Origin of the sequence: Vibrio sp. OPT20 (assembly GCF_963889365.1) — a bacterium.
In the GTDB taxonomy this organism is placed as follows: domain Bacteria; phylum Pseudomonadota; class Gammaproteobacteria; order Enterobacterales; family Vibrionaceae; genus Vibrio; species Vibrio splendidus.
In genome coordinates this window covers 271,829-285,884 of the sequence record NZ_CAWPOA010000052.1, presented here as the reverse complement: position 1 = coordinate 285,884, position 14,056 = coordinate 271,829, and the positions used below count along the sequence as shown (strand labels likewise).

Annotated in this window: 11 protein-coding genes; 9 read left to right on the top strand and 2 right to left on the bottom strand. The window is 44.9% G+C overall.

The window, feature by feature from the left end; genetic code table 11:
• The first annotated feature begins 1 nt into the window (after position 1).
• The 5 genes from AACR09_RS11375 (at position 2) to AACR09_RS11355 (ending at position 6,396) form a co-directional block, all read left to right on the top strand.
• Complete coding sequence (locus AACR09_RS11375) at positions 2-1,087, top strand: efflux RND transporter periplasmic adaptor subunit (RefSeq protein ID WP_029222096.1); 1,086 nt, start codon at positions 2-4, stop codon at positions 1,085-1,087.
• Positions 1,080-4,190 (top strand): efflux RND transporter permease subunit, encoded by a 3,111-nt coding sequence (locus AACR09_RS11370; protein WP_193834991.1) that lies wholly within the window; start codon positions 1,080-1,082, stop codon positions 4,188-4,190. Before AACR09_RS11375 ends, AACR09_RS11370 begins: the two co-directional genes overlap by 8 nt.
• Positions 4,191-4,266: 76 nt before the next feature.
• The gene (locus tag AACR09_RS11365) at positions 4,267-4,833 is read left to right on the top strand and encodes a DNA-3-methyladenine glycosylase I (protein WP_193834990.1); all 567 of its coding nucleotides are present in this window, start codon (positions 4,267-4,269) and stop codon (positions 4,831-4,833) included.
• Between the two features lie 109 nt (positions 4,834-4,942).
• Positions 4,943-5,935 (top strand): winged helix-turn-helix domain-containing protein, encoded by a 993-nt coding sequence (locus AACR09_RS11360; RefSeq protein ID WP_193834989.1) that lies wholly within the window; start codon positions 4,943-4,945, stop codon positions 5,933-5,935.
• Positions 5,926-6,396 (top strand): hypothetical protein, encoded by a 471-nt coding sequence (locus tag AACR09_RS11355; RefSeq protein WP_193834988.1) that lies wholly within the window; start codon positions 5,926-5,928, stop codon positions 6,394-6,396. Before AACR09_RS11360 ends, AACR09_RS11355 begins: the two co-directional genes overlap by 10 nt.
• Positions 6,397-6,482: 86 nt before the next feature.
• Here AACR09_RS11355 and AACR09_RS11350 read toward each other — a convergent pair whose 3' ends face one another.
• A complete protein-coding gene (locus AACR09_RS11350) occupies positions 6,483-7,667 on the bottom strand; it encodes a cystathionine beta-lyase (RefSeq protein ID WP_193834987.1) in 1,185 nt (394 codons plus the stop codon).
• A gap of 183 nt (positions 7,668-7,850) precedes the next feature.
• Complete coding sequence (gene cls, locus AACR09_RS11345) at positions 7,851-9,305, bottom strand: cardiolipin synthase (RefSeq protein WP_193834986.1); 1,455 nt, start codon at positions 9,303-9,305, stop codon at positions 7,851-7,853.
• Positions 9,306-9,672: 367 nt separating this feature from the next.
• Between cls and AACR09_RS11340 the strand changes: the two genes are divergently transcribed.
• From AACR09_RS11340 to AACR09_RS11325, 4 genes are all read left to right on the top strand, one after another.
• Entirely contained in the window at positions 9,673-11,106 is a 1,434-nt protein-coding gene (locus AACR09_RS11340; protein ID WP_012604350.1) for a sodium-dependent transporter, read from the top strand.
• 214 nt (positions 11,107-11,320) lie between these two features.
• Complete coding sequence (locus tag AACR09_RS11335; protein WP_193834985.1) at positions 11,321-12,937, top strand: methyl-accepting chemotaxis protein; 1,617 nt, start codon at positions 11,321-11,323, stop codon at positions 12,935-12,937.
• A 179-nt stretch (positions 12,938-13,116) separates the two neighbouring features.
• Positions 13,117-13,815 (top strand): TIGR01621 family pseudouridine synthase, encoded by a 699-nt coding sequence (locus AACR09_RS11330; protein ID WP_050634665.1) that lies wholly within the window; start codon positions 13,117-13,119, stop codon positions 13,813-13,815.
• Positions 13,816-13,823: 8 nt separating this feature from the next.
• Positions 13,824-14,056: class I SAM-dependent methyltransferase (locus tag AACR09_RS11325; protein WP_228010509.1), on the top strand; the 233-nt coding region annotated here is incomplete at its 3' end.

The window sequence follows — 14,056 nt, the reverse complement described above, 5'->3', positions numbered from 1 at the left end:
CATGAAAACACTTAAAGTGGCCGCTGGACTGTCGTGTTTGGCTTTACTTACGGCTTGTGAAGATAAACAAGTTGTAGAAGTGAATAACACACCCTTGGTTAAAGCTATCGAGATTTCAGTCATCGATTTTAGCGACAAACTCTATTTCCCTGCGGTTGCAAATGCTGCCGAGAAGGCTCATCTCAGCTTTCGAGTCGCCGGTGAAATCAATAAGCTTGATGTGAAAGAAGGTGAACGTGTTTCACAAGGAGACATCATTGCAGAGCTTGACCCTACCGATTATCAACTGGATGTCGACAATGCTCAGGCGCGTTACACGGTAATTAACAGTCAATACAGACGTTCAAGTCCGCTAGTGAAGAAAGGTTTATTGGCGAAGTCACAGTTTGATGAAATTGCTGCTCAACGCCAGATCGCTTATGCCGAGTTGGAACTCGCAAAACTGCGCTTGTCGTTCACTAAGCTTCGTGCCCCTGTTGATGGGATCATTTCTCGTGTCAGTGTCGATCAATATGAAAATATTCAGGTAGGCCAGCAGGTCGTGAACATTCACAGTGTCGAGGATGTTGAGGTTGTTATCCAACTGCCTGACCAGATTTACGTGAATCAGCCTAGCGAACAGCTGTTATCGAATGTTGAGGCTGTGGTAAGAGTGCCCAGTGGCAATGAATACACGGCGGCTATTAAGGAGTTCACCACTGAACCTGACCCAAGCACGGGCACGTTCACGGTGACGCTTGCTCTACCTATGCCGGAAGATGATTTAATTCTGGATGGTATGGCCGTTGAGGTGACGTCAAATGGGCGAGATATCGGCTTGGAGTTAAAAGCTGGGGTACTTATCCCAATCGAAGCTGTGTTTAATGCGGATGGCGATGATTTAACGCGCCAGAACTCTTATGTATGGGTGCTTAATGACGACAGTACCGTCTCGAAACAGCAAGTCGTAATAGGAAAAGCCAATCAGAAAACATTGCAGATCATGAAAGGATTAGAAATGGGGCAGCATGTCGTTGTTGCAGGCGTATCGCGATTGCGAGATGGGATGACAGTGGAAGTATTGTCTCAGGAGACGAACAATGAGTGAAGTAAATAACAAGCCCCAAAATGACGATCAACAGGGTGATGATCAGATCACAGGCGTTGCTTCTTACTTTATACGTAACAAAGTCATTAGCTGGATGCTATCTCTGGTCTTTCTTATTGGTGGTGTCTCTGCCTTTTTCGGCTTGGGTCGTTTAGAAGATCCTGCCTTTACCATCAAAGATGCGATGGTTGTGACCTCTTACCCAGGGGCCACACCTCAACAAGTTGAAGAAGAAGTTACTTACCCACTAGAAAAAGCGATTCAACAACTTACCTATGTGGACGAAGTGAACTCTATCTCTAGCCGCGGCCTATCACAGGTAACGGTGACGATGAAGAACAACTACGGCCCAGATGATCTTCCGCAAATATGGGATGAACTTCGCCGAAAAGTGAATGATCTCAAGGTTGAACTGCCACCCGGCGTCAATGATCCTCAAGTCATCGATGATTTCGGTGACGTTTACGGTATTTTGCTGGCGGTGACGGGGGATGGCTATAGCTACAAAGAGCTGCTGGATTACATTGATTACCTAAGGCGAGAGCTAGAGTTGGTCGATGGGGTCAGTAAAGTCTCCGTTTCCGGACAACAACAAGAGCAAGTGTTCATTGAGATATCGATGAAACGGATAAGCTCTCTGGGTCTGTCTCCAAGCACGGTATTTAACCTTTTATCGACTCAAAATATTGTATCAAGTGCAGGAGCAGTAAGGATTGGTGATGAATATATTCGAATCCATCCAACCGGTGAGTTCCAAAACGTTGAACAGCTTGGTGATTTGATTCTTACGGAAGGTGGCGCTCAAGGGCTTATCTATCTAAAAGATGTGGCGAATGTAACTCGTGGTTACGTTGAGGTACCGAGTAACATCATTGGTTATAACGGCGAACTCGCGCTTAACCTGGGTGTCTCTTTTGCGCAAGGCGTGAACGTGGTCGCAGTGGGTGAAGACTTTGATCGAAGACTCGCCGAGCTTAAATATCAACAACCCGTCGGTATCGACATCTCCGAGGTTTATAACCAACCTAAAGAGGTGAACAAGTCGGTAAGCGGATTTGTGGTGAGTTTAGGGCAGGCGGTTGCGATCGTAATCGTGGTGTTACTGTTCTTCATGGGAGTACGATCGGGTCTGTTGATTGGTTTGATACTGCTATTGACCGTATTCGGCACCTTTATTTTCATGCAGTACTTCAAAATCGACCTTCAACGTATTTCACTGGGCGCGTTGGTTATTGCCTTGGGGATGCTGGTGGATAATGCCATTGTGGTGGTGGAGGGGATATTGATCGGCACGCAGAAGGGGCGAACCCGGATGCAGGCCGCCACTGATATCGTGACCCAAACCAAATGGCCACTGCTCGGTGCAACGGTGATTGCGGTCACCGCGTTTGCTCCAATTGGTTTGTCTGAAGATTCAACGGGCGAATACTGTGGCACCTTGTTCACGGTACTATTGATTTCATTGATGCTGAGTTGGTTTACTGCTATCTCGATCACGCCGTTTTTTGCCGATATCTTCTTCAGAGGACAGAAGGTTGATCCCGATAACGAAGGCAAAGACCCATACAACGGGATGGTGTTTGTTATCTATAAAAACTTCCTTGAGTTCTGTATGAAACGCGCGTGGCTAACCATGATCGTTCTGGTGATTGGTTTAGGTGCGAGTGTGTACGGTTTTGGCTTTGTGAAACAAGCATTCTTCCCATCTTCAACTACTCCGATGTTCCAAGTGGATGTTTGGATGCCAGAAGGTACGGATATTCGAGCAACTAATACCAAGTTGAGAGTGCTTGAGAGTTGGTTGTCGGAACAAAGTGAAGTTGAACATATCACGACCACGGCCGGTAAAGGTCTGCAGCGTTTCATGTTGACCTACTCACCCGAGAAGAGTTATAGCGCGTATGGCGAAATCACGGTTCGTGTGAAAGATTATCAGGTCCTTGAGGGGCTGATGCGTCGCTTCCGTGAACACGTTGACAGCCAGTTCCCTGAAATTGATTACAAACTTAAGCAAATTGAATTAGGCCCTGGTGGCGGTGCGAAAATTGAGGCTCGAATCGTCGGTTCAGACCCAACCGTGCTACGTTCAATCGCAGCTCAAGTTATGGACATCATGCGTGCCGATGACGGAGCGTTTAACGTTCGTCATGATTGGCGTGAAAGAACTAAGGTATTAGAGCCTCAGTTCAATGAAAGCCAAGCGCGTCGTTATGGTATTACCAAGTCTGACGTTGATGATTTCCTAGCGATGTCTTTCTCTGGTAAGTCGATAGGTGTGTATCGTGATGGTACTACGTTGATGCCTATTGTGGCTCGTTTACCTGAAGATGAGCGAATTGATATTCGCAACATCGAAGGTATGAAGATTTGGAGCCCGGCATTAAGCGAATACATTCCGTTGCAGCAAGTGACGCTTGGCTACGAATTGGAATGGGAAGATCCACTTATCATCCGTAAGAACCGTAAGCGTATGCTGACGGTAATGGCCGACAACGACCTATTGGGTGAAGAAACGGCTTCGACGTTACAGAAACGCTTACAGCCACAAATCGAAGCGATTGAGATGCCACCAGGTTATTCGTTGGAGTGGGGGGGTGAATATGAGTCATCTGCTGATGCACAAGCGTCACTGTTTACCACTATGCCGATGGGTTACCTGTTCATGTTCTTGATTACCGTGTTCTTGTTCAACTCGGTCAAAGAACCGCTGATTGTTTGGCTAACGGTTCCATTAGCGCTAATCGGGGTTACGACAGGCTTGTTAGCTTTGAATACACCATTCGGCTTTATGGCGCTGTTGGGCTTCTTGAGTCTATCTGGGATGCTTCTGAAGAATGGTATCGTACTGCTTGATCAAATTGAGATTGAAATGAAATCAGGTAAAGACCCTTATGTTGCGGTAGTTGATGCAGCATTGAGTCGTGTTCGCCCAGTATGTATGGCAGCGATTACAACGATTCTAGGTATGATCCCTCTACTACCGGATATCTTCTTTAAACCAATGGCAGTAACCATCATGTTTGGTTTAGGCTTTGCGACTGTACTCACGCTAATCGTAGTACCTGTGCTGTATCGTTTATTCCATAAAATTGAAGTGGCTTAACGTCAACTAACCTTTGAAATAATGCCCCTATTTGGGGCATTATTTTTATGTACGATTACTAAAAGAGACTATCGAAATGGAAGCGAATAAAGTGGATAGAACGTGTGCATGGGCGCTTAAACATGAGCTTGAAAGGGAGTACCACGACGCAGAGTGGGGCGTGCCTGTTTATGATGACCAAGTTCTGTTTGAGTTCATTACTTTAGAAGGCGCTCAGGCGGGCCTGAGTTGGATTACGATCCTTAAAAAGCGTGAAGGCTATCGTGCTGCATTTGATAATTACGATCTAAACAAGCTAGCTGAGTTGAATGAAGACAACGTGCCGTACATCATTGAAAACTTCGATGTGGTTAAGCATAAGGGCAAGATTGCCTCTGTATACGGTAATGCTCGAGCAACACTTGAACTCCAGAAAGAGTTTGGCTCTTTATCAAATGCTTTATGGCAATTTGTCGATAACAAGGTGATAGAAAACAACTGGACTGAGATGTCTCAAGTTCCTGCTTCTACTGAGCGGTCTAAGGCAATGAGTAAGTTTTTGAAAAAAAGAGGCTTTAAGTTTGTAGGGGAAACAATCTGTTACGCGTTTATGCAAGCGACAGGTATGGTTAATGATCATTTAGAAGGTTGTCCACACAAATAAAAGTGTTATTTCTCGTCGCGAAATAATTGCGTGAAAATTGGAAAATTCACTGGTCATTTGTAAACTATTCAATATCATATGCGACCGAATTCAAACCTAGAAGACGATAGTGAAACAACAAATCTACCAAATATGCGATGCTAGTTATGATCCCTTGCTTAGGCAGTTTGTGCGTGAAGATGGCCACGTAGAAACTATCGCGCCGTTAGAAGGTAAGGTGTTTCTATTCTTGCTTGAAAATGCTGGTGAGTGCATCGAGCGAGGTCTGATATTTGATAGGTGTTGGGGTAATGTAATTGTTTCAGAGCAAGCGCTGACTAACGTTATCTCAAAGATTCGAAAAACACTGTCTAGGGTAACTTGTGGTTGCGCGACGATTCGTACCGTTAGTAAGACAGGGTATTCTCTTGAAATCGACGAGTTGAGCCGGTCCACAGTAACTGAAGAGGTGCCTTCTCAAGCGAGTAAAAAAGTCTGTGAACTAAGTGTACCGCTTGCCGATTCTGCGTTGACGCAAAACGTACCTTTGTCCCAAGGAATGTCCCAAGAAATATCCCAAGACCCGTTAACAATAAATGAAGCATTGATTGATGCAGATTCTGCGAAAGTTGTTTCTTCCGAGCTACCTAGTGACTCACACCTAGATCAGAGTGCAGTTAAGCAAGAACAGGCAAATGTTGTGTCTAATAGACACCTCGCTAAAGCCGGTTATTTACTCGCTTTGGTTTGTGTCGCAGTAACGGCGTTCAACCTTTTCCAAACCTACTATACGCCCCTGCCTTATTTTATTGATAAAGCGGAATATCGTGACAGTTACACCGACAATACCAACCACTACTTCTTCCATATTGCTCATAATGACTCCTATTCGTTGCCTGCGGTCACTCAAAAGCTTACAGCGGTGATACCGAGCCACTGTAACGTTGATGTTTTTGTCCGTATTTACCCATCAGTTGACCAACCCGAAGATGACGCGTTATACATGTTGATTCAAAGGAAAGATGGTGAGGCTCTGAATTATAGTGCTTCGGTTTTCAATGTAGAGTCGTCTTTTGATTCCTTTGCTCAGTATATGAAGAAGAGGAGTTACTTTTGCGACTAATTGGTTTACTCATTTTAGTGGTAATTGCTGCTGCAAGTTTTTTGCCAGGACAGAACGTATTAGCGGGCACTCGATGGCATTGCAAAACGATTAAAACTGATTTTTTATCTCAGGCATTCCAACCATATCAATCGCTTTATGAGCGTATAAGCCTTACTTTTCAATCTGACCATACCTTTAGCATGAGAGAGTTTGTGACGATTACAGAGCAAGACGGTAAGGAGAGTACTATGGAAAATCTGTATTTCGGGCACTATGAGCTTGATGGGAATAATTTGTCGATGAGCATTATAGATGTGAGAACGGCGACCCCTTTCCATGATCCAATTATTAACAATGAATATAGTGAGTATAAAGGGGTGACGATTGATTACGCTATTGCAGTTAAGGATCAGTCTTTGTACTTGTTCAATGAACACCGCTCTGAAATTTTCAATTGGGCGTGCTTTGACGTTCAGTAGCTTTTTAAAGCGATGTGTCTAATGCGCTAATCTGAAAAAGGCAGGAATATCCTGCCTTTTTGGTCTGAGTCTGCTAACGCTTTAAATTAAACGAGCGCGTTGTAACGCTCCAATCCAGCCTCTAGGTCTGCAATCAGATCATCAACGTCTTCTAAGCCGATATGAACACGTACCAAGGTTCCTGTGAAGTTAGGGTTCGCTACTGTTCTTAGGCTATCAAAGCTGTTCGGTTCGTTCGCTAGAATTAAGCTTTCAAAGCCACCCCATGAGTAACCCATACTAAAGTGCGTCATACCATCAAGCAGCGCTGTGGTCGCTTTTGTATTCGAGTTCTTCAGCACAAAAGAGAACAAGCCATTACCACCAGTGAAATCTCGTTTGAAGAATTCATGGCCTGGGCAAGACTCAAGGGCAGGGTGACGAACATGATCAACCTCAGGTCGAGTCTCCAACCATTTTGCGACTTTCAAACTGCTCTCTGCATGTTGGCGTAGTCGAACGTCAAGAGTACGAATACCACGAAGGGCAAGGTAAGCGTCATCTGGTGATACACATTGCCCCATCAAATAGCTCTGTTCTCTTAGTTGATCCCAACACTTCTCGTTGGCAACAGCCGTACCCAACATCACATCAGAGTGACCAACAATGTATTTGGTCGCAGCTTGAATCGAGATATCAACGCCAAAATCAAACGGTGAGAAGTTCACACCAGCAGCCCATGTGTTATCGAGCATCACGATGATGTCGTGTTCATGAGCAATACGCGCTAGCGTTGGAATGTCTTGCACTTCCATGGTGATTGACCCCGGAGATTCGGTAAACAGCACCTTAGTGTTTGGCTTAATAAGGTCTTGGATGCCTTCACCGATGGTTGGCTCGTAGTAGGTCGTCTCTACACCCATCTTCTTCATTATGGTGTCACAGAAATCACGCGTCGGTTCGTAGCAGGTGTCGACCATCAGAATATGATCGCCTGTTTCTACAAAAGAAAGAATGGCATTTGAAATGGCTGCAGTACCACAAGGGTAAAGTGCACAGCCTGCGCCGCCCTCGACTTCAACCATGGCATCTTGGAAAGCGAAGTGAGTGTTGGTTCCACGGCGTCCGTAAAAAAGCGTTTTATTAGCGCGATTAATCGTAGCTTTACGCTTTTCTTCTACTGAGTTGAACACGACAGTAGAAGCGCGCTGTACTGGTGGGTTAACGACACCATTGGTCCACTTCTTATCACGACCAGCAGTGATCAGTTTAGTGGTTTTGTTCTCGGACATGCTGTGAATTCCTTATCAATCGGTTATGTCCTATTTAAAACATGCCAATAGCATTCAAAGCAAGAGCAGAGGGAGAGTTTTTATGCTTTTCTTTCGCTTTTTAACCTTTCACGTCGTTTATCGTGAAAGGTCAAAAATCTGATAAGCAGAGAGATATGAGTCGCAGTGGGTCCATTGATTGGATTACAGCAGGGGATTGAACAAATAGAACAATCGTTCGAAGAAGCGGTTACGTAAATTTCTCTGCTCCCATTGCTCCAATTCCACTGGATGAGATGATTCAATATAGGATTGCTGCAAATCAAACAGTTGCTTGGTGAAGTGTACGTCATCAACGGCTAGCGTCACTTCGAAGTTTAGCCACAGGCTGCGCATGTCGATATTGACCGTTCCGATTAAGCAAAACTCTTCATCAATCACTACCGATTTGGTGTGAAGAAGGCCACCGTAAAACTCGTAAATCTTAACGCCAGCTTCAAGCAGTTCAGTATAGAAAGCGCGCGAAGCCCACTTAACCATTAGTGAGTCGTTGTTATGTGGGATTATTAATTCTACGTTGACACCACGTTGCGCAGTCATTTTGAGTGTTTCTAATAAATCGGCACTCGGTACGAAGTAGGGTGTTGTGATACGAACTGAATGGTTTGCCTGATTAATTGCAATGGTCAGAACTTGTAGGATCAAATATTCCGGCATGCCCGGGCCTGATGGTACTACCTGAACAGGGTGATGCGTCATTACCTCTTCAACCGGACACTCTGGCAAATCAGGAAGGATGCGTTCACCTGTTTCCACTTCCCAATCCCAACCATGAATGGCCGACAGTACATTTACGGTAGGGCCAGTTACACGAACCATTACGTCAATCCACTGACCAACACCTGAGCTCTGTTTGAAGTGAGCAGGGTCGACCATGTTCATTGAACCGGTATAGGCAATGGTTTCATCAATCACAATGATTTTACGGTGCTGCCTGAGATCTAGGCGGCGTATTAAAATACGCCAAGGGCTAACCTCTAGTGCTTGTACAACTTGCACACCAGCGTCTTTCATCATTGAACGCCAATGGCTTTTGAAAAAGCGTGGACTACCTGCTGAATCGAGTAAAACCTTAACATCTACGCCACGTTTGGCCGCTCGAATCAGTGCAGAGGCTACGGAGTCGGTTAGACCACCAGGATGCCAAATGTAGAAAACCATTTTGATACTGGTTTGTGCGTTTTCTATATCTTCGATAATTGCGTGCAGGATCTCATTGGGTGAAGCTTGCAGTGAAAGTGTGTTTCCACTAAGTGCAGGAATACCCATTCGATTATTACAAAGCTCATCAATCTTGTGGATTGGGGAGCCAACTTTACCTGGAAGGTGAACCTGACAATCATTTAATTGGCGGAACCAATCACCGAACGGAGTAAACATGCGATGTGCGCGCTCAGCCCGCTTTCTACCTAGGTTTAGCTCGCCGAAAAGGAAGTAACAGGCCACGCCAACAATCGGGATAATGTAGATAACCATCAACCACGCGAGAGAAACGCTGACAGAGCGTCGTTTTAGTACGACACGAAAGGTCACACCGGCGACGAGAACCCAGTACAAAGCAACGGAAGCTAAAGTTAAAAAATGGTAGAGCTTTTCCACATTGAATACTCGAAAAAAGAGACACTTAGATAGTAATGCTATTTTGAGGATATGGGAATTTAAGGAATCAACTATTTACAAAATAGAGCAAAAGCTGTAAACAGGTTATAGTTGTTAAGTTTTGGTTAACTTAAGAAGAAAACGATTGTTTTGTATAAAAAGACGGCATTTAACCATAAAAATTTACATTGGTAACGAAATATGTACGGTTCGGACTTCCAATTTTATTCTTAAACTGGTTTACTTGCCATACAACGAGCGTCAATCAAATCTTTTAAGTGTGTAAATTTTTTTATACACCTTATCTTTTAAAGACGCCACCCAAAGCAAAACACAACATCACACAACACAAAAGTTTGGAGTACACGTGGCTACTAGTAATACAACCACAACACCCCGCGATACCTGGGGTTCGAAGTTAGGATTCGTAATGGCTGCAGCAGGTTCTGCTGTTGGTCTAGGTAACATCTGGAAATTCCCTTACACAGCAGGCGAAAGTGGCGGCGGTGCATTCGTTGCAATTTACCTGTTTTTTGTAATCTTCATCGGTTTCAGTGTCATGCTGACTGAATTTGCGATTGGCCGTCATACGCAAAAATCAGCAGTAGGTGCATTTAAATCAACTGACCGTCGTTGGACGTTCGCTGGTGTTATCGGCGTAGTCAGTGGTCTACTTATCATGGGTTTCTACCCTGTAGTAGGTGGCTGGTCTATCGCATACATCGGTAAAATTGCTGGTGGTCTACTAGACGCACCTGAAGCAATTGGTGACAGCTTCGGTGGCTTTATCTCAAACCCAGTTCAACCACTTATGTGGATGGGCCTATACCTACTACTTAACGTTGTTATCGTTATGAAGGGTATTTCTGGCGGTATTGAGAAAGCGGGTAAGATTCTGATGCCACTTCTTTTCATCATCCTTATCGTGGTATCAATCAAAGGCCTAATGCTTCCGGGCGCGATGGCTGGTCTTGAATTCCTATTCAGCCCTGATTTCTCTAAAGTAGACAGCGGTGTAATTCTAGCTGCACTAGGTCAAGCATTCTTCTCACTATCTCTTGGTATGGGTTGTATGTTGACTTACGGTTCTTACCTTAAGAAGAAAGAGAACCTAGTTCAAACTACAGCTATGGTTACGGCGATGGATACAGGCGTTGCTATCCTAGCTGGTGTTGCAATGTTCCCTGCAATGTTCGCATTTGGTATGGAACCTGCGGCGGGCCCTGGTCTAGTATTCGTTGTTGTTCCTCAGCTATTCGCTGAAATGGGCGGCGTAGTTGGTCTTCTATTTGCTCTAATGTTCTTCGTTGGTCTAAGTGTTGCGGCACTAACTTCTTCAGTATCTCTACTTGAAGTGGTGGTTTCGTACCTAATCGATGAGAAAGGCATGAAGCGTGTGACTGCAGTACTGTCTGCAAGTGTAGTAATGGCGATTCTATGTATCTTCGCTTCTCTATCACTTGGCGGCTTCGGTCCAACACTGTTTGGTACTGGTGCATTTGATATCTTCGACTTACTAACGGATAAAATCTTCCTAGCAGTTGGCGGTATGTTGGTATGTATCTTCGCTGGTTGGAGACTAAACCGTGCTGACCTAGAGAAAGAAATCACTAACGACGGTGAAGTATCTTTCCCACTATTCGGTCTATGGTACACACTTGTTAAGTACATCATCCCAGTCGCTATCGCTATCGTAGCGTTCATGGGTATCTCTTCTGGCTTCGACAGCGGTAAAGGTGCAATCATGCTACTAGGTATTGGTATCATTGCTGGCTCTGCGCTTATCTCTAAGAAGTTATAGTTCTGAGAAGCTATAGTTTTAAGAAACCATAGCTCTTAGAAGCTACAATCCGCGAGTTAAAGTAAGTTAAGAAACGGGAGCCATTGGCTCCCGTTTTTTTATGCTACTAACTTAATTATCAAAGAAAAATAAATACTTAAAGTTATTGGTCTGGTAGCCGATATAATGAAAAGTAATAGCTGATTGAGCTGTATTTTATTTAAGTAGGTGTTGTGTGAAATTGTCAGTTAGGAAGAAGTTGTACGCCGGGTTTGGCTCTATATTGGCGGTGCTTGTCACGTTAGTCGGTATTGTATGGATCGAAGTCATTGGGGCTCACAAGAGCGCTGATGAAATTAGGATGGATGATGTACCGGGAACGGTGACCTACCTTGTATTGATCGATGAGGCTGGGGATGTTTATCGCGATGCACTTGGTGCGATTACTCAGGCCGACAATGCGCTTAATGATTATCGAACCAACAAGAATGAATTTGCTCAGGCTATTAAAGAAGCAAAACGTTTAGAGAGTCGAGGTTCAGAAGACCATCGCCGTATTGAGCGAATTGAAGACCTGATGGGGCGCTTTACGCAAGAGTTTGAATCTAAGCTTGTACCTATGATCAACGATGACTCTGCGCTGTTATCGAATATCCAGCAGCTTCGCTCCCTATATGAGAGCAATCTAATCCCGGTTGAAAACTTACTGGACCAAGCGTCTGCAAGTGAGCGTGCCGATACAGAACAATCGCTGCTTGTATTAACCGATTCGTTTACCACCATCGAACGTACCATCATGGTGTTGTCTGCCATTGCGATTGTGTTTGGTTGTGTTATTGCGTTTGTATTGTCTAGCTCCATCACTAACCGTCTAACTCGTGTTGAACAAGTTGCGCGACGCGTGGCAAATGGCGACCTTACCGCTGGAGATATTGTTGATGATTCTGGCGATGAACTGGCCGATCTCGCTACGTCGATTAACCAAATGCAGAAATCTTTGGTCGACCTATTGGGTTCAATCTCTTCTGTGACGAACCAAGTTCAATCGGTGACAGGCGAGCTATCATCAATCAGTCAAGACATCGTTTCTGGTGCCTCTGCGCAAGCTGATAAAGCTAACCTGATTGCGACTGCCGCAGAAGAGTTAAGCTTGACCATTTCTGAAGTCGCTCAGCAAGGTGCTTCTACTTATGAAGAGGCGCGTCGCTCAGAAACGTCAGCAGAAGATGGCCGTAATGTGATTGTTGAAATGGTGGCAAGTATCCAACAAGTGTCGACTCAAATGAGCGACATGTCGGTACAAATGAATACGCTAGGTTCACATGGTGAACAGATTGGCAGCGTTATTAAGGTAATCGAAGACATCGCTGGGCAAACTAACCTACTGGCGCTGAATGCTGCGATTGAAGCGGCACGTGCTGGCGAGTTTGGACGTGGATTTGCAGTGGTTGCTGATGAAGTACGAGCACTGGCAGAGAGAACGACCAAAGCGACTCAAGAAGTGTCTGGTATCATTCAGTCGATTCAATCTGGTACGCAAGAAGCGGTGACTTACACTCAAGATAACTGTCGTCTAGTTGAGATTGGTGTTGAGCAAAGCTCTGGCGCAGTTTTGGCGCTAGAAGCGATTGTAAGTGGTGCTGGCAATGTACAAAGCATGGTCAACTCTATCGCGACAGCGGCAGAAGAACAGACAGCGGTGACCAAAGAAATTGCAGCGGATATTACGGCGATCAGTGATATTTCTGAGCAGTCTTTGCAATTAGCGACTCGCAGCTCTGAAAATACCTCAGGCTTGAACGCTAAAGTTGCTGAGCTAGAAGCATTAGTCGGTAAGTTCAAACTCGCGTAGGGCGGGTGGCTTTGTTCTATTTTCCGAATGCCAATAGAACAAAGACCAAGCACTGATCGCTACTTGCTGAAAAGAAGCCCAATGATTCAATATTTATTGAGTGAGTTGGGCTTTTTCGTAGCTGGAATCTGGGTTCAGACGCGGTATACTCCACGTTCTACAATGGAGCTAGCCTTTACATGTTCGATATTCTTCTGAACCACTCTGATTTTTTACTTATCAATAAGCATCCTGGAGTCAGCGTCCACAAAGACGATGGCGATACCATGTTGCTTCAAGAAGTTGCTAAGGCAATTAATGAGCCTAAGCTGTATCTCGTTCATCGACTAGATAAAATGACCTCGGGCATTCTGCTGCTGGCAAAAAATGCGTCGGCGGCGAGCGAGCTTTCACAGCTATTTGCAAAGCGTGAAGTAGAGAAATACTACCTTGCGATCGGTTCTAAGAAGCCAAAGAAAAAGCAAGGTTTGATCTCAGGAGACATGGAGCGTTCGAGACGCTCTAGTTGGAAACTTCTGACATCCAAAGAGAATCCTGCGATTACTCAGTTTTTATCAGCAACGGCTGAACCCGGTGAACGTCTGCTGTTATGCAAACCCTATACGGGGCGAACTCACCAGATCCGTGTCGCGATGAAATCGATCGGCTCAGCCATTGTTGGTGACCCTATTTATAATCCATCGAGTGAGGCTGACAGAGGTTATCTGCATGCCTTCGCGATTCGATTTACCTATCAATCACAAGCCTACGAATATGTCTGCGATCCAAGAAGCTTAAACTCCTTGGGTGAGAAGTGGCATCAGGAAACCGTGTCGAACGGTTTGGACAGTTGGCTTGAACCTTGGTCATTAACTTGGCCAAAGCTAAACACTAAGTGAGTGAAATAATGGAAGCATCAGCTTTACCTCTGTTTTTTAGTCATATTGAACAGCAACTTAATGAAGTACCAAACGAACTACGCCGTATTTTCCACGGCCGCGGTAAGTTTTGGCCTGGTCTAGAGCAACTGACATGTGACTGGGTTGATGGACAGCTACTGGTTAACGTGTTTAAAGAAGTAGACGACGAATTCTTGTCATCTCTAAAAGCTGGATTGGTTGAACTCACCAACAAAGGTAT